The sequence below is a fragment of the Arthrobacter sp. UYNi723 genome (genome assembly GCF_054057635.1).
In genome coordinates this window covers 1-25,719 of the sequence record NZ_JBSRZM010000009.1, presented here as the reverse complement: position 1 = coordinate 25,719, position 25,719 = coordinate 1, and the positions used below count along the sequence as shown (strand labels likewise).

At 65.5% G+C, this 25,719-nt stretch carries 28 protein-coding genes; 20 read left to right on the top strand and 8 right to left on the bottom strand.

Annotated features, from left to right (window positions below):
- Window positions 1-18 precede the first annotated feature (18 nt).
- From ACVWY0_RS09025 to bcp, 4 genes are all read left to right on the top strand, one after another.
- Window positions 19-1,206 (top strand): glycerate kinase, encoded by a 1,188-nt coding sequence (locus tag ACVWY0_RS09025; RefSeq protein WP_485836397.1) that lies wholly within the window; start codon window positions 19-21, stop codon window positions 1,204-1,206.
- Entirely contained in the window at window positions 1,199-2,560 is a 1,362-nt protein-coding gene (allB, locus tag ACVWY0_RS09020) for an allantoinase AllB (protein ID WP_485836396.1), read from the top strand. The genes ACVWY0_RS09025 and allB overlap by 8 nt, the downstream gene beginning before the upstream one ends.
- A gap of 12 nt (window positions 2,561-2,572) precedes the next feature.
- On the top strand, window positions 2,573-3,274 hold the full coding sequence (locus tag ACVWY0_RS09015; protein ID WP_485836395.1) for a winged helix-turn-helix domain-containing protein: 702 nt from the start codon (window positions 2,573-2,575) through the stop codon (window positions 3,272-3,274).
- A gap of 66 nt (window positions 3,275-3,340) precedes the next feature.
- Entirely contained in the window at window positions 3,341-3,808 is a 468-nt protein-coding gene (gene bcp / locus ACVWY0_RS09010; protein WP_485836394.1) for a thioredoxin-dependent thiol peroxidase, read from the top strand.
- A 20-nt stretch (window positions 3,809-3,828) separates the two neighbouring features.
- Here bcp and ACVWY0_RS09005 read toward each other — a convergent pair whose 3' ends face one another.
- From ACVWY0_RS09005 to ACVWY0_RS08995, 3 genes are all read right to left on the bottom strand, one after another.
- Complete coding sequence (locus ACVWY0_RS09005) at window positions 3,829-4,926, bottom strand: D-TA family PLP-dependent enzyme (protein ID WP_485836393.1); 1,098 nt, start codon at window positions 4,924-4,926, stop codon at window positions 3,829-3,831.
- A 325-nt stretch (window positions 4,927-5,251) separates the two neighbouring features.
- Window positions 5,252-5,467, bottom strand: a complete 216-nt coding sequence (locus ACVWY0_RS09000; protein ID WP_485836504.1) for a hypothetical protein — start codon at window positions 5,465-5,467, stop codon at window positions 5,252-5,254.
- Window positions 5,468-6,081: 614 nt separating this feature from the next.
- Window positions 6,082-6,750 carry a metal-dependent transcriptional regulator gene (locus ACVWY0_RS08995; protein ID WP_485836392.1) on the bottom strand — a complete coding sequence of 223 codons (669 nt, stop codon included), beginning with the start codon at window positions 6,748-6,750 and terminating at the stop codon, window positions 6,082-6,084.
- Window positions 6,751-6,802: 52 nt separating this feature from the next.
- Here ACVWY0_RS08995 and ACVWY0_RS08990 point away from each other — a divergent pair, with 52 nt between their 5' ends.
- The 4 genes from ACVWY0_RS08990 (at window position 6,803) to ACVWY0_RS08975 (ending at window position 10,402) form a co-directional block, all read left to right on the top strand.
- Complete coding sequence (locus tag ACVWY0_RS08990) at window positions 6,803-7,960, top strand: multicopper oxidase domain-containing protein (protein ID WP_485836391.1); 1,158 nt, start codon at window positions 6,803-6,805, stop codon at window positions 7,958-7,960.
- Window positions 7,950-9,182, top strand: coding sequence for a ZIP family metal transporter (locus ACVWY0_RS08985; RefSeq protein ID WP_485836390.1), 1,233 nt, complete (start codon window positions 7,950-7,952; stop codon window positions 9,180-9,182). The genes ACVWY0_RS08990 and ACVWY0_RS08985 overlap by 11 nt, the downstream gene beginning before the upstream one ends.
- A 315-nt stretch (window positions 9,183-9,497) precedes the next feature.
- Window positions 9,498-9,722: a hypothetical protein gene (locus tag ACVWY0_RS08980; RefSeq protein ID WP_104063475.1), complete on the top strand. Its 225-nt coding sequence runs from the start codon at window positions 9,498-9,500 to the stop codon at window positions 9,720-9,722.
- 107 nt (window positions 9,723-9,829) lie between these two features.
- Window positions 9,830-10,402, top strand: a complete 573-nt coding sequence (locus ACVWY0_RS08975) for an MOSC domain-containing protein (protein ID WP_485836389.1) — start codon at window positions 9,830-9,832, stop codon at window positions 10,400-10,402.
- A 66-nt stretch (window positions 10,403-10,468) separates the two neighbouring features.
- Here the strand turns inward: ACVWY0_RS08975 and ACVWY0_RS08970 are convergent, their stop codons facing one another.
- Window positions 10,469-10,624, bottom strand: coding sequence for a VOC family protein (locus ACVWY0_RS08970; protein ID WP_485836503.1), 156 nt, complete (start codon window positions 10,622-10,624; stop codon window positions 10,469-10,471).
- 112 nt (window positions 10,625-10,736) lie between these two features.
- Complete coding sequence (locus ACVWY0_RS08965) at window positions 10,737-11,468, bottom strand: TetR/AcrR family transcriptional regulator (RefSeq protein ID WP_485836388.1); 732 nt, start codon at window positions 11,466-11,468, stop codon at window positions 10,737-10,739.
- A 165-nt stretch (window positions 11,469-11,633) separates the two neighbouring features.
- Between ACVWY0_RS08965 and ACVWY0_RS08960 the strand changes: the two genes are divergently transcribed.
- Complete coding sequence (locus ACVWY0_RS08960; RefSeq protein WP_485836387.1) at window positions 11,634-12,632, top strand: NAD(P)-dependent alcohol dehydrogenase; 999 nt, start codon at window positions 11,634-11,636, stop codon at window positions 12,630-12,632.
- A 30-nt stretch (window positions 12,633-12,662) separates the two neighbouring features.
- Here ACVWY0_RS08960 and ACVWY0_RS08955 read toward each other — a convergent pair whose 3' ends face one another.
- A complete protein-coding gene (locus ACVWY0_RS08955; protein ID WP_485836386.1) occupies window positions 12,663-12,911 on the bottom strand; it encodes a hypothetical protein in 249 nt (82 codons plus the stop codon).
- A gap of 143 nt (window positions 12,912-13,054) precedes the next feature.
- Here ACVWY0_RS08955 and ACVWY0_RS08950 point away from each other — a divergent pair, with 143 nt between their 5' ends.
- On the top strand, window positions 13,055-13,555 hold the full coding sequence (locus ACVWY0_RS08950) for a hypothetical protein (protein WP_485836385.1): 501 nt from the start codon (window positions 13,055-13,057) through the stop codon (window positions 13,553-13,555).
- A 173-nt stretch (window positions 13,556-13,728) separates the two neighbouring features.
- On the opposite strand, the gene ACVWY0_RS08945 is transcribed toward ACVWY0_RS08950, so the two are convergent.
- Together ACVWY0_RS08945 and ACVWY0_RS08940 are read right to left on the bottom strand one after the other, a co-directional pair.
- Entirely contained in the window at window positions 13,729-14,040 is a 312-nt protein-coding gene (locus ACVWY0_RS08945; protein WP_485836384.1) for a thioredoxin family protein, read from the bottom strand.
- A gap of 128 nt (window positions 14,041-14,168) precedes the next feature.
- Entirely contained in the window at window positions 14,169-15,518 is a 1,350-nt protein-coding gene (locus tag ACVWY0_RS08940) for an MFS transporter (RefSeq protein WP_485836383.1), read from the bottom strand.
- A 214-nt stretch (window positions 15,519-15,732) separates the two neighbouring features.
- Between ACVWY0_RS08940 and ACVWY0_RS08935 the strand changes: the two genes are divergently transcribed.
- From ACVWY0_RS08935 to ACVWY0_RS08890, 10 genes are all read left to right on the top strand, one after another.
- On the top strand, window positions 15,733-16,464 hold the full coding sequence (locus ACVWY0_RS08935) for a GntR family transcriptional regulator (RefSeq protein WP_485836382.1): 732 nt from the start codon (window positions 15,733-15,735) through the stop codon (window positions 16,462-16,464).
- Window positions 16,465-16,600: 136 nt separating this feature from the next.
- On the top strand, window positions 16,601-17,947 hold the full coding sequence (locus ACVWY0_RS08930) for an enolase C-terminal domain-like protein (protein ID WP_485836381.1): 1,347 nt from the start codon (window positions 16,601-16,603) through the stop codon (window positions 17,945-17,947).
- Window positions 17,944-19,443 carry an aldehyde dehydrogenase (NADP(+)) gene (locus tag ACVWY0_RS08925; protein WP_485836380.1) on the top strand — a complete coding sequence of 500 codons (1,500 nt, stop codon included), beginning with the start codon at window positions 17,944-17,946 and terminating at the stop codon, window positions 19,441-19,443. The genes ACVWY0_RS08930 and ACVWY0_RS08925 overlap by 4 nt, the downstream gene beginning before the upstream one ends.
- Entirely contained in the window at window positions 19,440-20,645 is a 1,206-nt protein-coding gene (locus ACVWY0_RS08920; RefSeq protein ID WP_485836379.1) for a fumarylacetoacetate hydrolase family protein, read from the top strand. The genes ACVWY0_RS08925 and ACVWY0_RS08920 overlap by 4 nt, the downstream gene beginning before the upstream one ends.
- Window positions 20,642-21,484: a fumarylacetoacetate hydrolase family protein gene (locus ACVWY0_RS08915; RefSeq protein ID WP_485836378.1), complete on the top strand. Its 843-nt coding sequence runs from the start codon at window positions 20,642-20,644 to the stop codon at window positions 21,482-21,484. Before ACVWY0_RS08920 ends, ACVWY0_RS08915 begins: the two co-directional genes overlap by 4 nt.
- A gap of 14 nt (window positions 21,485-21,498) precedes the next feature.
- Window positions 21,499-22,248, top strand: a complete 750-nt coding sequence (locus ACVWY0_RS08910; RefSeq protein WP_485836502.1) for an SDR family NAD(P)-dependent oxidoreductase — start codon at window positions 21,499-21,501, stop codon at window positions 22,246-22,248.
- Window positions 22,249-22,523: 275 nt separating this feature from the next.
- A complete protein-coding gene (locus ACVWY0_RS08905; RefSeq protein WP_485836377.1) occupies window positions 22,524-23,363 on the top strand; it encodes a transporter substrate-binding domain-containing protein in 840 nt (279 codons plus the stop codon).
- A gap of 85 nt (window positions 23,364-23,448) precedes the next feature.
- Window positions 23,449-24,120, top strand: a complete 672-nt coding sequence (locus ACVWY0_RS08900; RefSeq protein WP_056340879.1) for an amino acid ABC transporter permease — start codon at window positions 23,449-23,451, stop codon at window positions 24,118-24,120.
- Window positions 24,113-24,802: an amino acid ABC transporter permease gene (locus tag ACVWY0_RS08895; protein ID WP_485836376.1), complete on the top strand. Its 690-nt coding sequence runs from the start codon at window positions 24,113-24,115 to the stop codon at window positions 24,800-24,802. The genes ACVWY0_RS08900 and ACVWY0_RS08895 overlap by 8 nt, the downstream gene beginning before the upstream one ends.
- 8 nt (window positions 24,803-24,810) lie before the next feature.
- Complete coding sequence (locus ACVWY0_RS08890; RefSeq protein WP_256471159.1) at window positions 24,811-25,539, top strand: amino acid ABC transporter ATP-binding protein; 729 nt, start codon at window positions 24,811-24,813, stop codon at window positions 25,537-25,539.
- The last annotated feature ends 180 nt before the right edge of the window (window positions 25,540-25,719 follow it).

The following is a 25,719-nucleotide window of genomic DNA, read 5'->3' as shown; positions in this document are numbered from 1 at the left end:
AAAGAAGGAGGTACCGGAATGCGTGTGGTCATCGCCCCGGACAAGTTCAAGGGCTCGCTGTCCGCCCCCGACGTCGCCAGCCGCCTGAGCGCGGGACTGCAGTCAGCTGTGGCGGACCTTGAGACCACACTCATTCCGGTGGCCGACGGCGGCGAGGGCACGCTCGACGCCGCCGTCGGCTCCGGCTTCACCCGCCGGACCGCCACTGTCACCGGCCCCACGGGCCAGCCGGTCCGGGTCGACTTCGCGGTCCGCGGCCGGGAGGCCGTGATCGAAATGGCCGCGGCATCCGGGCTCGCGCTGCTGCCCTCTGTCATCCAAGGCGGCGGCCCGGACTCCGGAACGGCCACCACCGCCACCAGCCTGGGCACCGGAGAACTCATCCGTGCCGCCCTGGACCTGGGCTGCCGGCAGATCATCCTGGGCGTTGGCGGCAGCGCCAACACCGACGGCGGCGCCGGCGTCCTGCAGGGCCTCGGCGCGGTCTTCCTGGACGCCCAGGGCAACGAGCTGCCCGGCGGCGGGGCCGCCCTGGCCCGCCTGGACCGGATCGATTTCTCCGGCCTGGACGTCCGGCTGGAGGACTCCCGCTTCACCCTGGCGTCCGACGTCGACAACCCCCTGCTGGGGCCCAGCGGCGCCGCCGCGATCTTCGGACCGCAGAAAGGCGCGACGCCGAGTGACGTCGTCGCCCTCGACGCCGCCCTGACGAATTTCGTCTCGGTCCTCGCCGGCGAGATCGGCATCCGCGCCGAGAGGGCCGCCGTCGCACCCGGCGCAGGAGCAGCCGGCGGCGTCGGCTACATTGCCATCGCGGCGCTGGCCGCGGCACGCAGGCCGGGCATCGACGTCGTCCTCGAATTCACTGAACTGGAGCAGCGGCTGGCCGGCGCGGACCTGGTCATCACCGGCGAAGGAAGCCTGGACGAGCAGAGCCTGCTCGGCAAAACGCCCATGGGTGTGGCACGCGCCGCGGCACGTGCCGGGATCCCTGTGATTGCCGTCTGCGGCCGCAGTACGCTGAGCCCGGAACAACTCACCGAAGCCGGATTCAAAGCCGTTCACGCCCTGACCGATTTTGAGTCCAATGTAGAAAAATGTATGGCCGAAGCAGGCCCGCTGCTTGAAGAATTAGGTAAGCACATCGGCGTGCACCTGCCTACGAGTGCAGCCCGTACCGACACCAAGGAGAACGTCCATGTCTGAAGAAACCACCCCCGCGGCCGGCGTGTTTGACCTGGTCATCCGCGGCCAGCGCATCCTCACCACCGCCGGCATCACCGCCCGCGAAGTCGGCATCCGCGGCGGCGTGATCGTCGCCATCGAGCCGTTCGGCAACGGCCTCACCGGCACTCAGGTCATTGACCTGGCCGACGACGAAACCCTGATCCCCGGCCTCGTGGACACGCACGTCCACGTGAACGAGCCCGGCCGCACCGAGTGGGAGGGCTTCGCCTCCGCCACCCGTGCAGCCGCCGCCGGCGGTGTCACCACCATCATCGACATGCCGCTGAACTCCATCCCGCCCACCACCACGGTGGAAGGCCTCAAGCTCAAGCGCGAGGTGGCCGAGGACCAGGCGTTTGTGGACGTCGGATTCTGGGGCGGCGCCGTACCGGGCAACAAGAAGGACCTCCGCGGCCTGCATGACGAGGGCGTGTTCGGCTTCAAGTGCTTCCTCCTGCACTCCGGCGTGGACGAGTTCCCGCACCTCGAAGCGGACGAGATGGAGGAGGACATGGCCGAGCTCAAGTCCTTCGACTCCCTCATGATCGTCCACGCCGAGGACTCCCACGCGATCGACCGCGCCCCGCACCCGGGCGGCGACCACTACGAAACGTTCCTGGCCTCCCGCCCGCGCGGCGCCGAGAACAAGGCCATCGCCGAGGTCATCGAGCGGGCCCGCTGGACCGGCGCCCGCGCCCACATCCTGCACCTGTCCTCCTCCGACGCGCTGCCCATGATCGCGAGTGCAAAGCGCGACGGCGTCCACCTCACCGTGGAGACGTGCCCGCACTACCTCACCCTGATGGCCGAGGAAATCCCCGACGGCGCCACGGCGTACAAGTGCTGCCCGCCCATCCGCGAGGCGTCCAACCGCGAGCTGCTCTGGAAGGGCCTGCAGGAGGGCACCATCGACTGCATCGTCTCGGACCACTCCCCCTCCACCCTGGACCTGAAGGACCTGGAAAACGGCGACTTCGCCGTGGCCTGGGGCGGCGTCTCCTCGCTGCAGCTGGGGCTGTCCCTGATCTGGACCGAGGCCCGGCACCGCGGCATTACCCTGGAACAGGTGGTTTCCTGGATGGCTGAGAAGCCCGCCGCTTTGGCCCGCCTGCACAACAAGGGCCAGCTGGCCCTCGGCTACGACGCGGACTTCTCCATCTTCGCGCCGGACGACGCGTTCGTCGTCGACGTCACCAAGCTCAAGCACAAGAACCCCATCACGCCCTACGACGGCAAGGCGCTCTCCGGCGTCGTCCGCAAAACGTTCCTTCGCGGCAACGAGATCGACGGCCGCACGCCCAGCGGCAAGCTGATCCGCCGCGGCGGCGTCTGAGGGCCCAGCGCGATGGCCGTCAACGTCCATGCACCATACCCGCGGCAGCACGCCGGCTCCCGTGTTGGCGTTAGTCCGGGCGCTCGTCCCGGCCTCCAGCCAGGGCTTCAGCCGCGCGGCCTGGCGGTGTGGCTCCAGCCCTGTGAAGGCCAGGACATCGACCCGGCGGTCTGGGCCCAGGCCGCCCAAGCGGTCCTGGCGCGTGCCCGGCAGCTCGCTCCGGAAGCCGGAGTCCACCTGTGGACCGCGGCCGGAACCGGGACGTCCGGCGTCGAGGGTTCAGACGGTCCCGACGTTTCCGACGGCGGCGCTGATGTTTCGGAAACGGTGTCCGACGCCGGAACCGGCACCGCCGCCGTCGTCACCCCGCCAGTCTCCCTGGCCGGGCGGCGGAGCATCGTGGCAGTGGATCTGGCCGCGGACACCGTCCTTTTGGATGGTGTCCCGGTCAGCCTGACCTTTATGGAATTCAGCCTCCTGAGGTACCTGGTGGAAAACCAGTCGCGGACGATTCAACGTGAAGAACTGCAAGGCGTCCTTGAGTCCCTGGACTGCCCGGGCGCGGCCTTCCGCTCCATCGACGTGTATGTTGGCCGTGTCCGGCGCAAGCTGGGCTCGGCCCGCCACGCCATCGCCACGGTGCGCGGGGGTGGCTACCAGTTTGTGCCCGGACCGGGCAGCACGGTCCGCGGACCCGCGGAATACTGCATCTAGGCAGCCCGTTGCACCGATAGATGATCGCCGGCCACGGCGGTTGCCCCACAAGTCAAGGATCGAAACATGACCCAGAAACTCATCGCCGGAACCCAGGCCCCCGATTTCGCTCTGCTCAACGCCGACGGCCAGAAGGTCTCCCTCTCCGATTACCGCGGACGCAACGTCATTGTGTACTTCTACCCGGAAGCCGCCACCCCCGGCTGCACCGCCGAGGCCTGCGACTTCCGCGACAACCTCGCCAGCCTGCAGTCCTCGGGCTACGAGGTCCTGGGCATCTCCCCGGACGCGCCGGAGAAACTGGCGGCCTTCACCGGCGACTTCGCCCTGACGTTCCCGCTGCTTTCCGACGAAGACCACGCCGTGGCGCTGGCCTACGGTGCCTGGGGCGAAAAGCTGGTGAACGGCGAAGTGGTTGACGGCCTGGTCCGTTCCACCGTGGTGCTCGACGCCGAAGGCAACGTCACGCTCACCCAGTACCAGATCAAGGCCCAGGGCCACGTCGCCGCGCTCAAGGAAGCACTGGGCATCTAAGGACCGCTGTCTCTTGCGGGTTATTTGTTTCGTCCGCGTGCGGCCACGCGCCAGCGGTCCACGATTTCGCCGCCGCTGACCACGGTGACCTCGTCGACGAGGTTCATGGCTATGCAGACGTGATTGGGGACAACCCGCAACCGGTCTCCGAGAGCCGGCAGCGTTGCCTCCGCCGGCCATATGACGGTGGCGTGGTGTTCTGACAGGGCGGTAATCCGGGCTTCCGGGTGGTCCAGGAGCCGCCCGAAGCCGGTGGCCCAGCCGGGCCGGTCCCCGCCGAGGATTTTGCTGCCGGAGTCCAGGATGACCCTTCGCGGTATGAGGTCGGTGCCTTCATGGCGGCTGACGACTGTTGCCGCGATGGTCAGTGCGATGTCTTCGGCCGCACAGCGATCCAGTTCCATTTGTTGGGCATCGCCGAAGACGTACACGCCGGGCCGGACTTCTGTGGCTCCGGAGTCGCCGGTGAGCGTGGCCGTGGGGGTGGACCCGCCGCTGACGTGGGTGATGGGGAACCCTGCCGCGGTGAGCAGGTCGGCGGTTTTGCCGAGGGCCAACCGTTCCTCGTCCGCGGCCTTCAGCGGCATGCCGGGGGCATAGCTGTGCCCCGGAAACGTGAAAATTCCCGTGACGCGCAGCCCTGCCCGCGCTGCGGCCTGGGCGACGTCGACAGCGGCGTCTGGTGCTATCCCGCTGCGGTGATGGCCGCTGTCGATCTCCAGCAGCACTTCAATCTCACCGGCGGCATCGCCCATGGACGCGGCCATGGTTTCGGCTGCTCCCCGTGAGTCCAGACCTACTGCGATCCTGGCTTTTGTTGCAAGGCGTTGGAGCCGTTCAGCCTGTCGGGGACCGACCCAGAGTGGATAGGCGATGAAGATGTCTTTGGCTCCGTGCTCTGCAAAGACTTCGGCCTCTCCGAGGGTGGCCACTGTCAGTCCGACGGCTCCGGCCGCCAGCTGCATTTCAGCGATTTCGGGCACTTTGTGCGTCTTAACATGTGGCCGAAGGTCCAGGCCCTTGGCCCGGACAGCAGTTGCCATGCGGTCGATATTTCGCCGGAGCACGTCCCGGTCGATGATGATCTCAGGTGTGTCGATTTCCTCTGGGATGGTCATCTTTGGTTTCCTCATCTCAACACTTTATGTGGAACAACCCTCGCATACTCTATGTATACAACACTGACCCTCGGGAAGACTTTTACAGCCGGCATGTACGCCTGCCGTCCGCCCGGCATGCCTCACGGACCTTACCTCAGCGGCGGCGGCTGTCGCATGCTCGTTGTTGTTCGTCCGCAGCCAGGTTCAAGTGTGTGAGATCTGGCTCGATGGTTTTGGTGTGACGGCCGGTGGCATCGCCGCCGGAACCCTGCGCGAACGGACACTTGGGGCCCCAGTCCAGGAGACGCACGACGGCGGGACCTCCCGCCGTCGTCCGCTTTCGTTAATGCCCTAACTGGGTCCGCAACGGAACAGACAGCGGACCGAGTTCAGCCGAGTGGGGCGGGTTTGCCCCCGGCCTGGAGCAGGCGATCGCCGCGGCGCGGTTAGCGTAGGCGGCGAGCCCGTGCAGTTCATCGCGGGATAGGCTCTGGAGCCTGTCCCGCGCGCCGGCCCCGAGCGCTGCGAGCTGGTCCAGACCGGAGATGAGCGCGGCCATGAAGGAGTCGCCGGCGCCCACGGTGTCTGCCACAGAGACGGGTCGGCTGCCATTTCCGCCCTCCCCTGGCGGGCAAGAATGACCGGGCCTGATGCGCCGCGCGTCAGGACTACGAGTGCCGGTCCGAGTTCAAGCCAGGCTGCCAGGCTTTCCTCCGGCGTCCGGTGCGGATAGAGCCAGGCGAGGTCCTCATCGCTGGCCTTGACGATGTCGCTCACGGCGACGAAACGCTCCGCCTGCGTGCGGGCCGCGGCCACATCGGGGCAAATCGCCGGCCGACAGTTGAGGATGAGGGTGGGCGATTCGATGCTGCCGAGCCGGCTCCACGCGTCGTGGTCCCGGCTGGCCCGGAAGTGGCGTGCTTTGGCCCAGGCGGTGGCCCTCGAATTGAAGAAAGTGTGTATTGCGTCGGAGTGGTCCGCAGCCCATTCCGGAGCGAAGAACAGGGGCTCCAGTGGCGCCATGTCGCCGCTGACCAGCGCTTCCATGGCGTACTTGGTGGGCTCGGCTCCGGCCAGTTTGCCTCCGCTGGTGGCAGCAAGAATCAGCGTACGAACACCTTGCGAGTGGTCGATAGCGAGCCACTGGGCCACCCGCCCGCCCATGGAGGGCCCTTAGTTTGCCACTACCCAGATGGCCTCTGCTGCGGAGGGACCCAGATCAACGTCCCGGTCCCCCAGCCTAATCGTGGTCACATCCGCATACGGGCGGTGTGCCAAGACTTGGAGCCGGGTGTCCGGTCCCAGCCCGAGCTGCGTGAAGTACCGAAGCATGTCCGGGTCCGCGTCCGAGATTCTGGTGATGGTGACCGTCCGTTCCGGTTCCACGGATGTTAGGGGTTCCCCCTGCGGGGCATGCGGCAGCCCATCGCCCGAGGGGATTGGGTCTCCGTGCGGATCCCTCGTGGGGAAGCCGAGCTTCTCGTCAATGCGCTGGATCATGGTGTCGGAAACGGCGTGCTCAAGGATCTCGGCCTCGTCGTGCACCTCATCCCAGCCGTAGCCCAGAATCTGCACGAGGAATGTTTCCAGGAGCCGGTGCCTGCGCACCATTTCGACAGCGTGTGCCCGGCCGGCGGGCGTCAGTTCGATGCTGCCATAGGGGGCATGGGTGACCAGGCCCTGCTTTGCCAGCCGACGGATGCCGTCCGAAACGGTTGACGGTTTCACTGCCATCCGCTCGGCCATGGCGCCAACAGTGATGGGAGCCTCGGCCCATTCCGTTGAGGACCAGATCATCTTCAGGTAGTCCTGCGCGGAAGCTGTCAGCTCGGAGACGGTCATAACTCCATATTACCAGCCGAACATGAATGTTAGACTGGCCTAACATAAGTGTTTGATCTATGGAGATGAGATGGACGGCATGCCGAAACCCGAGGGAAAGACGATGCCGACCCGGCGTGCCATGCTCACAGGAGCGGCGGCCTTCGCCGCCGCGCCTGCGCTTGCCGGCTGGGCACCGTTGGATTCCAAGGATCCCGGGCATCACGCCGGACACGGCACGGTCTCAGGTCAGGCAGCGAAGACCTCCACGGGCGTTTCCTCAGCGGCGGGCGCTGGTTCGCCCCGCACGGACTCTGGCCACATGACGAACCATGCCGGTCACGCAGGCTTCGCCGGCGGTTCCGTCCCGCCGGAGCGCGCCGGGATCGACCCGACTGCGATCCTGCACGATTTTGACCGAGGGACGACCAGTAAGCTTCCGGACGGCCGCACCCTCCGGGAATGGGACATCGTCGCGGTGGACAAAGATTTCGAGATCGCCCCCGGGGTGACGTTCCCGGGCTGGAGCTACAACGGCCGGATCCCCGGTCCCACTCTCTGGGCGCAGGAAGGCGACGCCCTCCGGATCCACTTCACCAACGCCGGCGCACACCCCCACACCATCCACTTCCACGGGATCCACCGGGCCGAGATGGACGGCACGCCGGGGATCGGCGCCGGGTCTATCGCCCCGGGCCAAAGCTTCACCTACGAATTCGATGCCACACCATTCGGCACGCATCTCTACCACTGCCACCAGTCGCCACTGGCGCCGCACATCGCCAAGGGCCTCTACGGCGGCTTCATCATCGAACCCAAAGAAGGCCGGCCGAAAGCCGACAACGAAATGGTCATGGTGATGAACGGCTACAACACCGACGGCGGCGACGACAACGAGTTCTACTCCGTCAACGGCCTGCCGTTCCATTTCATGGACTTCCCCGTCCAGGTCAAGCAGAACGAGCTGGTCCGGATCCACCTGATCAACGTCCTCGAATACGACCCCATCAATTCATTCCACGTGCACGGGAACTTCTTCCACTACTACCCCACCGGGACCATGCTGACCCCGAGTGAATACACCGACACCATCTCCCAGGTGCAGGGCCAGCGCGGCATTGTGGAGCTCCGCTTCCCGTACCGGGCAAATACATGTTCCACGCCCACAAGACCGAGTTCGCTGAACTGGGCTGGATGGGCTTCTTCGAGGTGGGCGCATCATGAGCCTTGATGAAAAGTCAGCAGCCGCCCTGGCGGCAGCACCCCACCGCCGGCCGCCGGTCCCAAGGTGGCTGCTCGGCATCGGTCCGCTGGTCCTGATCGCGATCCTCCTCGGACTGTTCACCCTGCTCAACGCACCGGGCCTCAACAAACTCTCCGAGGGCGTTCCGCCGAAGGAGGAGGTCGCCGTCGAAGACGTCCGCCTGACGGCTGGCCAGATCGCCATTACCGTCCGCAACGAAGGACCGGACCCGGTATCAGTCGCCCAGGTGAACGTCTCGGATTACTACGCCATGTTCACGCAGACCCGGGAAACCATGGCGCCGCTGGAGTCCACCACCCTCACCATCATCTACAACTGGGTGGAAGGGGACCCCTACGAGGTGGCGCTGGTGACCTCGAACGGCGGCAAGATCCCGGCGGTTATTGACGCGGCCGCCCTGAGTCCGGAGCGCGGCAGCTCCTTCTTCGGACTCATGTTGCTCATGGGGATCTATGTGGGCGTGATACCCGTGGCCCTGGGAATGCTGTGGATGCCGTTCGTGCGCCGTTCGTCCGCGTCCTGGGTCCGCGTCCTCTTGGGAGTCACCGTCGGGCTGCTGGCCTTCCTGGCCATCGACGCGACCCTCGAAGCCGTGGGACTCGTGGCCGGCAGCGGCGCGTTCGGCGGCCCCATGGTCGTCTTCCTCGGCGCTGTGACCGCCTACCTCATCCTCGAGGGGACGGATGCCTGGATGCGCCGGCACCAGAACCCGACTACTTCGGGCGAACCTGCAGCCCTGCCGCCCCAGCGCCTGGCGCTGCTGATCGCCATCGGCATCGGCCTGCACAACTTCGGCGAAGGCCTCGCCATAGGATCCGCCTACGCGGTGGGCTCACTCGCCCTGGGCGCGTCCCTGATTGTCGGCTTCGCCATCCACAACACCACCGAGGGCCTGGCGATCGTCACCCCGCTCGCCAAACAGCCCCCCGGCCTGGGCCGCCTGGTGATCCTGGGACTCATCGCAGGAGCGCCCGCGGCCGCCGGGGCCCTCCTCGGAGCGACCGTGTACCAGCCGGCCCTTGCGGCCTTCCTGCTCGGCATCGGAGCCGGAGCCGTCGCCCAGGTGGCCGTCAAACTCCTGCCAATGCTCAAGGACACCGCGGGCAAGACCCTCACCCCGCTCACCGGTGCCGGCGTCGTCCTGGGCATGGGACTGATGTTCGCCACCGGCCTGCTAGTCCAGGCCTAGGCCAACGAACCAACAGCGACTTGGCGGACGACGGCGGGACCTCCCGCCGTCGTCCGCTGGCGTTTAGTCGGGCTGCCCCGATTTTTTCGGCCTACCTATTGCCCCGGGACCAACGCTTCAGGCACACTGGCTACAGATCCGCAGGAACAGATGCTTCCGCCGATCCAGCCCGCCGGACAATTCGGCCGGCCACCGCCCCATCAGAGATGCCGGGCAACCCCTCTGGAACCACCGCTTTCCGCCTCCCCGGTACGCCCGGCCCCGGAAGCCTGTGCCCACCCAGAGTCCCGGGATCCCGCCGAGAAAGAGACCACCATGATCAAGCGCCACTCTGACCTCGTCCTGGCAATCACAGCCCACGATCCTGACACCGTCGAAAACGACCTCAACACCGCCGTGGAAATGGCCCGCGAACACGCCATGAGGGAAAGCCGCCACGGCATCCTGGTCACACAACACAGCTACACCAGCTACACGGTCGCCGTCAGCCGCGATGTCCCCTACGGGCAGACACACGAACGGCGCGATCTGCCCGCGTAGCAGTAACGCAAGCGGACGACGGCGGAACCTCCCGCCGTCATCCGTTTGCGTCTGGGGCCTGCGCGAACGGTCACTTAAGCCCCCGTGTGGTGGCGTAGTTTTGTGGCATGACGGAAACCTATCGGTACGACGTTGAGGTCCTGCATCTCCTGGTGTCGCCGGCGCACGCCTACTTCGGCCGCGCCCGCGAGGGTGCTGCGGATGTCCCCACCACGGACGCCGGGCGGGTGGAGCTCGTGGCGGGCAAGGGCATCGTCGGGGACCGGTTCTTCGGCAAGGCCGCGCACATGGACGCCGCAGTCACCCTGTTCGCGATCGAGTCACTCGAGGCCATCGCCACGGAACTGGGAACGGCACGGCTGGACCCGCTCCTGACCCGGCGCAACGTTGTACTCCGAGGGGCCCACCTGGCTCCGCTCCTGGGACACGACTTTGCTCTGGAATCCCAGGGAGACCTGGTGCGGCTCGCGGCCGGGCGGCCCGCCCATCCGTGCGTCTGGATGGATGAGATGCTCGCCCCGGGGGCGCACAAAGCAATGCGCGGGCGGGGCGGCGTGCGGTGCCGGGTACTTTCCGACGGCGTCCTGCACCGCGGGCCGGCGGTGCTGGTCAGCCCTGTGCCGTTGGAGCCCGAACGGGCTGGCGAGGCAACGGTGTTGCGGGCGTCGCGGCTGCCCTAGTTGGACGCTGCCCTAAGGTGCCGCCCTAGTCAGACGCCGCCCTAGTGAGAGTCGGCCGCCGGCAGGTCAGACGTGCTGATCCACGAGCACCGGGTTGCCGTCCGGATCCACGACGATAAAGCTCCCCGGCCCGGTGGTGTCCTCGTCAGCCTCGGACACGAACTCCGCGCCCTGGGCCTTGAGTTCCCGCTGCAGGTCGCGCACATCGGTGAAGGAGTCCAGCGCTTCCGCGTTCTGGCTTCAGCCCGGGTTGAACGTCAGCATGTCCTTCTCAAACATCCCCTGGAAGAGGCCAATAACAGTCTCACCGTTCTTGAGGTCGTTCCCTTGCCGGCTATGCCCGCTCCAGCCTCGCGCCCCTGGAGGTCCAGTCACGCTGATGGAGCCGCTCGATGCCGCCCAGGAGGAGATCCAGGGCGAACTCGAACTCAAACTGGTCGTCGCAGCCATGGCCCACCACCGAGTCATCGTCGTGGCTGGCGGCCGTTGCCACCTGCAGGACGTTCGGGTAGCGGACGAACATCTCCTGGAATATGGCAGCCTGGACTTCCGGCGCCACTTCAGCCCGCGATTCGCCGGACTCGCCGGCGGTTGAGTCGAACAGTTCCTGCGTGAAGCCCCACATCCGGCTGCCGATGGCGTGCATCACGTGGTGGGTGAGATCCACCGAAAAGCCCCCGGCGAGGAACATACCAATGAACGAGTCCATGTAGCCCAGGACGGCAGGGGTCGGGTTTGTGCGCGTTTCGAGGACGGGCCGGGCCCACTTGTGGCGCTGGAGGACGCGCCTGGCCGAGAGCACCCTCAGCCGCACGGTGCTCTTCCAGTCAGCATCGGCAACGGGAGGATCAATCTCGCCGATGATCACCTCCACCATGCCGTCGAGGAGCTCGTCTTTGTTGGCCACGTGTTTGTAGAGCGCCATGGGCACCACGTCGAGTTCCTGGGCGAGGCGGCGCATGCTGAGCGGGCCGATCCCCACCTCATCAGCGAGGGAGACAGCGGCCTGCAACACCCGATCCCGGTTCAACCGCGGCCGGCGTTCCACCGCAATCCGCTGAGTCACTATTCCCTGCTTCCGACGGCGTAAACATCTTCCATTGACAAGTGTACTAAGTACACCTAAAGTCGCTTTCATCAGAAAGGTGTACGCCGTACACCTAGCCAAACTCAGGAGCATCATGAATCAAACCCAGCCGGCGGCTGCCACAGCCGCTGCCGGAGCCTCGCTGTGAAAGCCGCGACCTACCGCCGGTTCGGCGGGCCGGACGTGGTCCGCGTCGAGGAGATCGCACGGCCCGCTCCGCGCGCTGGAGAGGTGCTCATCAAAGTCATGGCCAGCACGGTCAGCGTCGCCGACCACCGCGTCCGCAGCCGCAATGTCCCCAAGGGACTCGTGGCATTCACGGTCTTGGCCCTCGGCGTCTTCCGCCCGCGGACCCGGGTCCTCGGCGTGGACGTGGCCGGCGTAGTGGAGTCCATCGGCCCGGGCGTTACCGCCTTCCAGGCTGGCGACGAGGTTATTGCGATGCTCGGGGCAAGGTTCGGCGGCCACGCGGAGTACGTGTCCGTTCCGGCGAATGGGCCCATCGCCGCCAAGCCGCGGAATATGGGCTTTGAGGAGGCCGTCACGCTGCTCTTCGGCGGACTCACGGCGAAAACCTTCCTGGGCATGGCGGCCATCAAGACCGGCGACACGGTTCTTATCAACGGCGCCTCGGGCGCGGTGGGAACAGCGGCAATACAGCTGGCCAAACACCTGGGCGCCCACGTCACCGCTGTGAGCAGCGGGGCCAACAGGGAACTGGTGGAATCACTCGGCGCGGACGGCTTCATCGACTACACCGCGGCGGATTTCACCGGAGACGGAACAACGTACGACGTCGTCATGGACTGCGTGGGGAACGCCCCGTTCGCGAGGGTGCAAGGGAGCATCGCCCCGGGAGGTGCCTTGCTTCTGGTCATCGCCGACCTCAAAGGCATGCTCGGCGCGCGAGGACAGAGCCGCCGAAGCGGCAAGCTGGTCACTTTTGGCGGCCTCAAGCTCACGTACACCGCCGACGACGTCGCCTACCTTGTGAGCCTCGCGGAGGAAGGCAAGTATCAGGCTGTCATCGACAGGACCTACAACCTCGCCGACGTCGTCGAGGCCCACCGCTTCGTGGACACGGGACGCAAGCGCGGCAATGTGGTCCTCCGGGTCCACCAACTTCAGGGACAGACGTCATGAGCCGCACCCCTTAAGCAGCGTGCCCCCGAATCATTCCTCTGGGGATCCTTCTGGGGATCCTTCGGACTCGCCGTCCACCGGCCCCGCCCCTTCGGACTCCGGCACCGCATCGTGGTGCGGTTCGTCTTTGTGGCGGGCTTCCTGGAGGTGGTGCTCCAGTTTTTCCTCCGCCTCTCGGCGGCGTTGACCTACGGTCCGCATTTGTTGCGTTGTCGGAGCGGCGTGGGCGTGCTGGTGTGGGCCGTGATCCTGCGGGCCGTCAGCGATCTTCTCACTCATACTGAAATGGTCCCACCGTGCGTCAGTGTCGGGAAGGCGCCACGAACGACGGCGGCAGGTCCCGCCGTCGTCCGTTCCATTTAGTGCCCCTGATCTACGACGCCGACCAGCCGCCGTCGCGCGGCACGTGGAAGTATTCAGGTATGACTATCGATAATGATGATGCCAATACTCCGGCGCCAATGGACTCACCCGGCACAGACGCCTCGACCGATGTCAGCCGTGGTTGGGACCACGTCGGGGCCATCATTGTGGATGCCACGCTTCAGCGCCGCCAGAACTACAACGAAACCGTCAAGCCGCGCGTCGAAGCCCTCGTCGCGGAATGGCCGGATGCCGCCACGACGAGTGGATTCCGCCGGCACCTCGATACGGGGAAGCTCTCGGAAGTCATCGACTGGCCGTCGCCCGGCCGTCTGGCCCAGGTTGAGGACATCACGCAAGTGTTCGAGCGTCAGGGCATCGAAACGGTAGCGGAACTCCGCGGCACGCTCGAGGACCACACCCAGGGTGCCGCTCTTCGGGCAGCCCTTGCGCTCGTGCGCCACGTCAGTCCCAAAACGCTGGATTACATTGGCACGTTGAGCGGGATCTCAACAGGTGCGGCCGCCGACGGGACTGCCGGCGTGAAGGACCTGCCCTAACGGCACATCGTTTTTAATCGGCAAGTCAGTCAATGCGTTCTGGGTCGTCTCGCCGAAGCCTGAGGGCAACCCATAAACCGCAGCGCCGGCAAATGTAGGCTGGTTCGGTGCCGAGCGCATGAAGCTTCTTGCGACTCATCACCCTGCCGCAGCAGGAGCATCTGCATGTGGCTTCAGAGTCCATTGTTTTTGAGCGCTTCGGTTATTTGGTTGATAGTTGGCAGGCCAGCTAGCCCGCTTGGAGCTGCGTATATCCGGCAGGCCAGGTCGTTTGCAGGCGCGCCGGTCGGGAAAATGTCGGACCCATTGAGGGTGATGGTGGGGGAACCCGCAAATCCCGTGCCCGCGGTATCAGGCGCGGACTCCAGGAGTCGCGTAGTCACTGGAATATCGCTGTGTCCCAAGGCGGTCAGGGCTGATTCCAGCCGCTCCTGCGCCTTAGCAAGGTTGGGGCACTCGTCGATGTGGAGCAGTTCGATCCTCATAGAATCATTTTCCACCCCTAACGTCAGCCTGCGGGACTCACCGGCGGTGTGAAACAGCAGAAGCGGACGACGGCGGGATCCCGCCGTCGTCCGCTCGGTGGTTGAGCTTGTCGAAACCTGCCGCTCGCCTAGGCCCCGGCGGAGGCAGGAACCTTCAGTGGCTCCACCCTGCCAAGGACGAACAGGTAGTTCGCCGCACCGGCCAGCGACACGAATCCGATGACCGCGAGCGGCGCCACGTAGGATCCCGTCTGGTCCACCAGGACACCGATCAGGACCGGCGTGAAGATGCCTGCCAGGTTGGAGGCGAAGTTCTGGAGCCCCCCGATGGATCCGACGTGGCGGGAACTCGGGGCAATGTCCGCGGGGAGGGACCAGATGCCGGTGGCGGCGACCGTGAGGCTGGAGTACGCCACCGACAGGATGGCAAGTGCCATCCATGCCTCGGGGACCACGGCGGCAAACATAATGACCGAACCGCCGATCAGACCGCCGGCGATGGCGGACTTGCGGACCCGTGTTACAGAGATGCCGCGCTGGACGGCCCGGTCTGCAACATAGCCGGCCAGCCAGCCGAAGGCCACCGCGCAGATGCCCGGGATGGCGCCGAAGAGGCCGAGCTTGAGCAGGTCGAAGCCGCGTTCCTTCACGAGGTAGCTCGGGAAGAAGGTGATGAAGAAATAGATGGCGCTGTTCAGGCAGAAGAAGCCGAACATCATGCTGAGGATGGTGCGGTACTTGAAGAGTGAGCGCCAGGGAAGCTTCGCCGCGTCGGCGTCGTCGCTCGCTTCGCTCCGGGCACCGCCTTCCCGGATGTAAGCCCGCTCCTCGTCATTGGCCGTCGGGTGATCCTCGGGGCTCCGGTACACCTTCCACCACACGACAGCCCAGATGAGGCCGGCCACACCAATGATGATGAAGACCGCGTGCCAGGACGTGAAGGCGACGATCAACGTGACGATCGGCAGCGCGATGACCGCACCTACACGGGAGCCTGAGTCCCAGATACTGGTGGCAAAGGCCCGTTCGCGGACCGGGAACCAGGTGGCCACCACCTTGGCGGCGGTGCTGGGGGCCGGGCTTTCACCTACACCGAGCAGGAAGCGTGCGGCGAACAGCGACCAGAAATTCTGCGCAAAGGCGGTGACCATGGTGAAGACGGACCACCATACTGCTGCCAGGGTGAAGGACTTCCGCGGCCCAACCTTGTCCACGTACCACCCGGCGGCCAGCTGGCAGAAGTCATACGCCCAGAAGAAGGCGGCGAAAATGAGACCCTGCTGGGTTGCCGAGAGCTCAAAATCCTTACCCATGATCGGCAGGGCAACGCTGAGGCTGGAGCGGTCAAGGTAGTTAATACTGAGTCCCACGAAAGCGAGCCAGATGATCACCCAGCGCTTGCGGGTCATGGTGCGGGGAGCCTTGGAGGAACGATCGGGGGAAGAATTGGGGGCGAGCCTGCTGCCTAGGACAGTCATACCGTCTCCTTTGACGTAAACGTGGCTTTCGGGTGCCTGGACACCGGGGAGGGCGCCGAGGATTCCGGCGCAATATCATGTAGGAATCGGAATAATCATATAGTTAATGTGATCCAGAGCAACTTTTGGACGAAAACGCCCCACCCCGCCCGCTCCCACCCGTGGAATATGATTCCCAAAGCGACTCCACCAACCAGCACAAAGAGGTAACCGCGTGCCCACACGTCAATCATCCGATGCATCCAAAGGCAAGGCAGCCGTCAGTGACGTCTACGCCGCCATGCGGGCCTCCATCCTCAAGGGCGAAATTGCACCCGGCGCACGGATCAATATTGATGCGGTCTCCCGCAGCCTGGGCGTCTCACAGACCCCGGTCCGCGAAGTTCTGCAACGGCTGGAGGGTGACAACCTGGTGGTCTACAGCCCCGGCCGAGGATACAGCACCACACCGCTGCTGGACCTGCCCGCGCTGCGATCGCTCTTTGAGTTCCGGCTGCTGGTGGAACCGTGGGCCGCGCGGTCCGCGGCCGTGGACCGCCTCGCCAACCCCGCCGCGGCCCTGGAGAAGGAACTGTCGGCCATCCGCGACTCCATGAAGACCACCAGCGGCGACGCGCGGCAGGACCTCGTGGCCCATGACACCCGCTTCCATGACACCATCCTGCTGGCAGCCGGGAACCCGGTAGTCCAGCACGCCTTCGCCCAGACCCACTGCCACCTGCACACCTTCCGCCTCTACCCGGCAGACATCGACGGCGCCATCACCATCGCCGAGCATGCCACCGTACGGGAGGCCATCGCATCCTGCCTGCCCGACCGCGCCGAGGAGGCGATGGCCGAGCACATCAGGAACTCCTTCGCCCGGTTCGCCAAGGCCTTCGAAGGCACGGCAGACCTCTCGCCGCTGGAGAACGGCGGACCACCAAGAAGGCATATCGTCACCTGAAATCGAAGCTCCGGCCTGCTGGCCGGGGCTTCTTTTTTCTCCGGCACTTGATCTGAGTCACCGTTCCTATATGATTATGAGAATTCATATAGGAATCGTGTCCACGAATTGAATTGACCAGAGAGAGAAGAAACCCATGACCTCCGTCATTTCCATCCACACCCAAGACGTGCGGTTCCCCACGTCCCTGGAGCTCGACGGTTCCGACGCGGTCAACGTTGACCCGGACTACTCCGCCGCGTACGTCGTCATCCGCACCGACGCGGGCGACGAAGGCCACGGCTTTGTTTTCACCTGCGGACGCGGCAACGAGATCCTCACGCACGCCATCGACGCCTACGCCGGCCTGCTCCTCGGCCGGGACATTGATGAACTGATCTACGACCTCGGTGGCGCGTCGAAGCGCCTCATCCACGATTCCCAGCTGCGCTGGCTCGGTCCGGAGAAGGGCGTCACGCAGATGGCGGCCGGTGCCCTCGTCAGCGCACTCTGGGACATCCGCGCACGGCGCGAGAACAAGCCCCTGTGGCTCCTGCTCAGCGAGATGCCCGCCGAGGAAATCGTCGACGTCGTAGATTTCACCCACATCCGCGACGCTCTCAGCCCCCAGCAGGCACTGGACATCCTGCGCGCCGGCGAAGACGGAAAGGCCGCCCGGATCGCCGCCCTGAAGGTGGACGGATACCCCGCCTACACCACCTCGCCGGGCTGGCTGGGCTACAGCGACGAGAAGCTGGTCCGCCTGAGCAAGGAAGCCGCCGCGGACGGCTTCTCCATGATCAAGCTGAAGGTGGGCGGCGACATCAATGACGACCGCCGCCGCATGGCCCTGGCCCGAAAGGCCGTGGGCGACCTCCCGATCGCCATCGATGCCAACCAGCGGTGGGAAGTGTCCGAGGCCATCGAGTGGGTCAACCAGCTCTCCGAGTTCAACCCGTACTGGATCGAAGAACCCACCAGCACGGACGACATCCTGGGCCACGCGGAGATCCGGAAGGGCGTTGCCCCCGTCCGTGTCGCCACCGGCGAGGCCGTCGCCAGCCGCATCGTGTTCAAGCAGCTGCTCCAGGCCGGTTCCATCGACGTCCTCCAGCTGGATTCCACCCGCGTGGGCGGCGTCAACGAGAACATCGCCAACCTCCTGCTCGCTGCCCGCTTCAACGTACCGGTCTGCCCGCACGCCGGCGGCGTGGGGCTGTGCGAACTCGTCCAGCACTTCTCCTTCTTCGACTATGCAGCCATCACCGGGAGCCAGGACGGCCGGATGATCGAGTACGTTGACCACCTGCACGAGCACTTCGCCGAACCGGTCCGCATCGTCAACGGCCGCTACGCCGCCCCGGAACTCCCGGGCACCGGCGCCGAAATGCTCAGCGCCTCGCGGGCACGCTGGGAGTTCCCCGCCGGGGCCGGATGGCTCGAAGTGGGCGACCGCGCCGCGGTGACAGGCGCCTCTGTGACCGGAGCCGGTGCGCTCCGATGACAACCACGGTCCATGACCTCAACGCGAGTGTCGACGCCGCCCACGCCGCGTTCGAAAAGGGCCGCACCGCAGACACCGGCACCCGCGCAGCCTGGCTGGAGGCGATAGCAGCCGCGCTGGAGAACGACGCCGATGCGCTGGTGGAAATCGCCGCCCAGGAAACCCACCTGGGCGAGCCACGGCTCCGGGGCGAGCTCAAGCGCACGGTCTTCCAGCTCAGGCTCTTCGCCACGGAAGTCCGCGACGGTGAGCACTTCGACGCCACCATCGATCACGTGGACGCGGACTGGGGCATGGGCCCGCGGCCGGATCTGCGCCGGCTCAACGTGCCCATCGGCGTCGTGGGCGTCTTCGGGGCCTCCAACTTCCCCTTCGCCTTCAGCGTGATGGGCGGCGACAGTGCCTCGGCCCTGGCCGCCGGGTGCGCCGTGGTGCACAAGGCACACGACGGGCACCGGGACCTCGCGCTCCGCACCGCCGAAACTGTCATCGCCGCGCTGGATGCCGCCGGAGCCCCTTCCGGGCTGTTCTCGCTCGTCACCGGCCGGCCTGCCGCGGAGGCCCTGGTGGACCATCCCGCCGTTAAGGCCATCGGGTTCACGGGTTCGACGGCGGGCGGCCGGGCACTGTTCAACCGTGCCGCCGCCCGGCCCGAACCGATTCCCTTCTTCGGCGAACTGGGCGGCATCAACGCCGTGTTCGTCACCGAGAACGCCTGGGCGCTGCGGCGCGACGAAATCCTCAGCGGATACGCCGCTTCATTCACCATGGGAATGGGCCAGTTCTGCACCAAGCCGGGGCTGCTGTTTGTTCCGGCTGGAGAGGCCGACGGCGTCCGGCAGGTTCTGAGCGGCGCGCTGGCGGACTTTGCCGCAGCACGGCTGCTGAGCCCGCGGTTGCACGAGGGCTACCGGCAGTCCGTGCAGGATCTGCGGGGCACCACAGGGGTGGAGGTTCTTGTGGAAGGAGACTTCGACGAGGCACCGGCGCCAACCGTACTCCACACGACTTCCGCAGCTGTCCGCAGTGATCCGTCAATTCTGCGGCAGGAAATGTTCGGGCCCGCCAGCCTGGTGGTGGAGTACGGCGACGAATCGGAACTCCTGGAACTCACCGGACTGCTGGAGGGACAGCTGACCACCACGCTCCAGGCGGAGCCGGAGGATGACGTGTCAGAACTGGCCGCACGGCTGACGGACATCAGCGGCCGGGTCCTCTGGAACGGCTGGCCCACGGGGGTCACGGTCAGCTACGCCCAGCACCACGGCGGACCGTACCCCGCCACAACATCGGCCACTACCTCGGTAGGAACGGCCGCGATCCGGCGCTTCCTCCGGCCTGTGGCCTACCAGTCGTTCCCGGAAGGTCGCCTGCCCGAACCTCTGCAGGACGCCAATCCCTGGCGGGTTCCGCAGCGAGTGGATGGGGTGTGGCAGCGGCCCGTCCGGCAGGGACAGACTGCAGTCCAGACTGCAGGAATCGAGGTCCGGCCATGAGCGCCGCATTGGACCACGGCGGGGCCTCGGTACTCCCGGACGACGCGGCACGGGCACTCCTGATCGGCCGCGTCTGGGATGTCGAAACCGGCGGACCACGCGTGGTCGCCGTCCAGGAGCAGGACGTCTTCGACCTCCAGCATCTGGCCGAAACCGTCTCCGAGCTCCTGGAACGGCCGGATCTCGTGGCCGCCGTCCGCGCCGCCATGACAGTGCCCCGGTGGAAGACCAGCGAGATCATTCACGCGTCGCTGACGCGGGACGCGGCCCGTCCGCATTTCCTGGCTCCGGTGGACCTCCAAGTCATCAAGGCCTGCGGCGTGACGTTTGTGGACAGCATGATCGAACGGGTCATCGAGGAGCGCTGCGGCGGCGACGCCAGCCGCGCGGCCGAGATGCGGGAACTGGTGGGCCGTGCCCTCGGCGGCAGCATCAGCTCCATCCGGCCCGGCTCCCCCGCGGCTGCCGAAGCCAAGAAGGTGCTCATCGCCGAAGGGCTGTGGTCGCAGTACCTGGAGGTGGGGATCGGGCCGGATCCCGAGGTCTTCACGAAGGCCCCGGTGCTCTCCTCGGTGGGGCTGGGCGCGGGGGTCGGGATCCCTGCGTTCTCCTCCTGGAACAACCCGGAACCGGAACTGGTGCTTATTGCCACCTCGGCCGGCACAGTTGTGGGCGCAACCCTAGGCAACGACGTGAACCTGAGAGACGTGGAGGGCCGGAGTGCCCTGCTGCTGGGGAAGGCGAAGGACAACAACGCGTCCAGCGCCCTAGGTCCATTGATCCGGTTGTTCGACGACGGTTTCACCCTGGAGACGCTGCGCCAGGAGGAGATCCTGCTGCGCATCGAAGGCGAGGACGGCTACTCGCTGGAGGGACGCAATTCCGTGTCCCGGATCAGCCGTCCGTTCGAAGAGCTCGTCACCGCGACGGTTGGGAAGCACCACCAGTACCCGGACGGCTTTGCCCTGTTCACCGGCACGCTGTTCGCGCCGACCCAGGACAGGGACCACCCGGGCCAGGGGTTCACGCACCACCTGGGCGACACTGTGACCATCCGCAGCAGCCATCTCGGAGCCCTCGTGAACGTTGTGGGGGCGGCAGAAGAGTTACCGGAATGGTCGTTTGGCCTGCGGCAGCTGTTCGGCTATCTTCATGCCCAACGCGAAGTCCGCGCATCAAGCAGTAAGGAATATGCCTCATGAAGTTCGCCCAGATTGGCGCCCCGGGCGCCGAACAGCCCGTCCTGGTCCACGGGGACCGGCACTACTTGCTCCAGAGCATCACACCGGCCATCAACGGTGACTTTCTGTCCAACGGTGGCCCCGCGGCTGCCGCCGCTGCACTGGCCGCAGGCACGCTGCCGGACGTAAGCTCCGACGTCGCACGCTACGGCGCCCCGGTGGTGCGCCCGTCCGCCGTCGTCTGCGTTGGCCTGAACTATGCTGCCCACGCAGCGGAATCGGGTGCCCAGCCGCCTGAGCATCCGGTCATCTTCCTCAAGACGCCCAATACGGTGGGTGGTCCGGACGATGCTGTGGCCATCCCCCGGGGCTCGACCAAGACCGACTGGGAGGTGGAGCTCGGGATCATCATCGGCAAACGCGCCTCCTACCTGAACTCCCCCGAGGCCGCCCGGGACCACATCGGCGGGTTTGTGGTGGTGGACGATCTCTCCGAGCGTGACTTCCAGCTGAACGTTTCCGGTGGCCAGTGGTCCAAGGGCAAGAGCTCACCGGGGTTCTGCCCCACGGGTCCCTACCTGGTCACCCCGGACGAGGTCGACGCCGGCAATCTGCGGCTCCGCAGCTGGGTCAACGGCGAAATCCGCCAGGATTCATCCACCGCGGACATGATCTTCGACGTCGAGACCATCGTCTGGAATCTGAGCCAGTACATGGTGCTCGAGCCCGGCGACCTCATCTGCACCGGCACCCCCGAGGGAGTCGCGCTGTCCGGGCGGTTCCCGTACCTGAAGGCCGGCGACGTTGTGGAAATCGAAATTGAAGGGCTGGGGCGCCAGCGCCATGAATTCATCGCATGAACGGAGACCCAGCAATGGAGTTTGAAGGCATTCGTGTCATCGTCACCGGCGGGGCTTCCGGCATCGGAGCGGCCACAACGGCGCACTTGACCCGGCGCGGGGCGAAGGTGGCGGTGCTGGATCTGAACCCGGACGCAGCATCCGAAGCGGCGCTGTCGATCCGTTGCGACGTGGCCGATGACGCTTCGGTGCGTGCCGCCGTCGAACGCGTTGCCCGGGAATTCGGGGGGATCGACGTCGTGGTCAACAACGCAGGCATTGGAGCCCTGGGAACCGTTGCGGACAATGACGACGCCGAGTGGCAGCGCGTTCTGGACGTCAACGTGATCGGCGCGGTGCGGGTAAGCCGTGCCGCCTTGCCCCATCTCCGGCAGTCTCCCGCCGCCGCGATCGTCAACACGTCCTCCATCGCCGCCACGGCCGGGCTGCCCGCCCGCGCACTCTACGCGGCCACCAAGGGCGCCATCCGGGCACTGACGCTCAGCATGGCGGCCGATCACGTCCGCGAAGGCATCCGGGTCAACTGTGTCAATCCGGGCACGGCTGACACGCCCTGGATCAACCGGCTGCTGAGCCAGGCGGATGACCCGGTAGCGGAGCGCGCGGCGCTGGAGGCCAGGCAGCCGCACGGCCGGCTGGTGACGCCGGAGGAGGTTGCAGCGGCGGTTGCGTATCTGGCCAGTCCGCTGGCCGGTTCGACGACGGGCACTGAACTGGCGGTCGACGGCGGCATGCAGGCGGTGCGTCTGCGTCCCGTCGAGTAGCGTCCCGCCAGGGTAACGCCCCGTCGGAGTAGAAGCTGCGAGGCGCCGTCGTGTCCTGTTATCGGGGCACGGCGGCGCCTCTGGAGTTTCAGGAGGGAGGCGCGGTCCCCTTCCGGCGAGCGCACACAAGCGGTTTTGAGGAGGGGCTTGACCTGTGTCACATCACCTATATGATAGTGCGTATTCCTATATGATCTCCGACGGCGAGCGACCGGGATCCCCGGACTCCGTCACCCCGCATCCGATCCGCATCAACAATCTCCAGGAGAGCACCCATGTTCAAAGCAACACCGAAGTTGCTTCTTGTACCGGCTATCGCGTTGGCCCTCACGCTGGGAGGCTGCTCCTCCGGCGGCGCCTCGGCCGGCGCTGCGAGCGCAACAGGAGCCGTGGCGGACAGCCACCTCACCCAGATCCTCAAGACGAAGACGATCAAGATCGCCGTCAGTGCCGATTCTCCGGGATACGGCGTGATGACGTCATCTGGTGAGCACGAGGGTTTCGACATTGATGTCGCGAACGCGCTCGGCGCCTCGCTGGGCGCAAAGATTGAGTTCGTCACGGCCACGAACGAAAGCCGCATCCCGCTGCTGCAGACCGACAAGGCGGACGCCGTCATTGCAACCTTCACGGCATCGGATGCGCGCGCCCAGGTGGTGGACATGTCCGAGCCGTACGCAGCCAGCTCCACCGTCTTTATGGTGCCCGCGGGAAGCCCGATCGCCAGCTACGCGGATCTGGACGGGAAATCCGTGGCCACGTCGCGCGGAAGTGTGGGCGAGCAAATCCTCAAGGCCACCTTCCCGAACGCCAAGATCGCCGGCTTCAACACCACGGCCGATTCCATCCAGGCCCTCAAGAGCGGCAAAGTGGACGCACTGATTGAAAACAACGCGATCATCGGCGGGCTCGTGAAGAGTGAGCCGTCCGCATTCCAGGTGCTCAAGGGCGACCCGATCAGGCCGGCGCTGTTCTCCATCGGCGTCAAGCAGGGCGACCAGACGTGGGTTAACTACATCAACAACTTCATCCGGAACTACACCATCTCCGGACAGAACGAGGCCTCCCTGCAGAAGTGGTTCGGGCTGGAACTTCCGCCCTTCCTCGCCCACTAACAGTATTCGGACGCACTCTCCGGTGTGGGTGGAGGACAGGCAGTTGTTCACCCACACCGCCGTTCACGGATAGGACCCTTTGCTCATGGCTTTATATTTCGGAGACCTTCTCCCGTTCAGCTCGCTATTGCTTGAGGGGCTCTGGACAGCTCTGTACATCACGCTCGTGGCCATGGTGGCGGGAAGCGCACTCGGCGTCTTTCTGTACCTGGGGAAGGTCGGGCCCGGAAAAGCAGTCAGCATCTTCTGCACGTGCTACATCGAGGCCATCCGCAACACGCCTCTGCTGGTGCAGCTGTACCTGATCTACTTTGCCCTTCCCGCGCTGGGCATCAATCTCGAACCCATCTGGGCCGCCGTCATTGGCCTGACCCTCAACAACGCGGCATACACGGCGGAAATATACCGGGCCGGCTTCGAGTCGGTGCCCCACGGCCTGCGTGAGGCCGGCAAGGCGCTGGGCATGAAGAACGCCCAGATCGTGCGCTACATCGTCCTGCTGCCGGCCACGCGGAACGTTTTCCCTGCACTGACCAACCAGCTGATTCTGCTGTTCCTGGCTTCGTCGATTGGATCCATCATCTCGCTTCCTGAACTGACCAACGCGATCATGAGCGTCAGCAACACCACGTACCGGACCATCGAGGTGCTCGCAGTGGGCGGGCTGCTCTACCTTGGCGTTTCCGCCCTGTTGTCCCTGGCCTCCAAACGGGCCGAGACGACGCTGTTCCGGTGGGCGGTGGGCGCACGTGTTTAGGGCCTTTGATTGGCAGGACCTCATTCCGCTGGCCAAGGGAGCATGGCTGACCATTCAGCTCTGCGCCATGTCCGGCATTCTCGGAATCATCTTCGGCCTGATTCTTGGCATTGCCAGAACCTCCCCCAGCAGGATCGCCCGGTGGATCAGCACCATCTACATCAGCTGCGTTCGCGGCATCCCGATTCTGGTCATCATCTTCTTCATCTTCTTCGGGATCCCGCTGCTGTTCCCCGGCCTGGAACTGGATAAGTTCGCCTCGGCCGTCATCGCGCTGACCTGCTTCGCCGCCGCCTATGTGGCAGAAATCGTGCGGGGCAGCATCGAGGCGGTGCCCAGGGGACAAAGTGAAGCCGCAGACGCCCTCGGACTGAACTACTGGGCGAAGCTCCGGTATGTGGTCATGCCCCAGGCCAGGAAGATCATGGTTCCCCCCGGCGTCGGCTTCCTCATTGGCCTGGTCAAGGATTCCTCGCTGGTGACGGTGACCGGGCTGGTCGAACTGACCCACGCGGGCAACATTGTCACCAACCTCACCGGTGACCCCATCATGACGTTCCTGACCGTCGCCGCCATGTACTTCGTCATTTGCTACAGCATCTCTCTGCTGGGACGCCTGTACGAGAAACGGACCGGCATCCAGGTGGACCCCCTCAAACTTCCCGAGCCCGCGAGCGTTTAGATCGGAATATGACTGTGATTTTTGTTGAGAATCTGAATAAGAAATTCGGCCCGAACCATGTCCTCAAAGGCGTTGACTGCCACATCCGTGAGCGCGAGGTGGTGTGCGTCATCGGCCCCTCGGGTTCAGGCAAGAGCACGTTCCTGAGGTGCATGAACGGCCTGGAATCGATCACGTCCGGCAGCATCGTGATCAACAAGCACCGGTTGGACGATTCGAAAACGAATATCAACCTGGTCCGGCAGGAAGCGGGAATGGTCTTCCAGCATTTCAACCTGTTCCCGCATCTGAAGGTCATCGACAACGTCATGCTGGCCCCGCTCAAGGTGGCCAAGGTCAACAAGGACGAAGCCCGCGCCAAAGCCGAAATGCTACTGGCAAAGGTAGGACTGGCCGAAAAGATGGAGGCCTTCCCGGGGAGCCTGTCCGGCGGTCAGATGCAGCGTGTGGCCATAGCCCGCGCGCTGGCCATGGATCCAAAAATCATGCTCTTTGACGAGCCCACCTCAGCCCTGGACCCGGAAATTGTCGGCGAGGTGCTGACCGTCATGAAGGACCTGGCCAATGAGGGCATGACCATGGTGGTGGTCACCCACGAAATGGGCTTCGCCAGGGAAGTGGCTGACCGCGTGCTTTTTATGGACCAGGGACTGATCGTCGAGGAAGGCTCCCCCGATGAGATCTTCTCTTCGCCGCGGAACGCCAGAACTCAAGGGTTCCTCAGCAAGGTTCTGTAACGGCGACAGGCAGTAAGCGGACGACGGCGGGACCTCCGCCGTCGGCCCGCCCTGCCGCGGTTCGCGGGGCCATGCAGCCGCCCTTAGGGCTCGCGAAACAATAATGCCGGCCGGTCACGGCGTGTCGGGTGTGGTGAGCGTGTAGTTCCATTCGCCGTGGAATTCGTGGCGGGTGAGGGG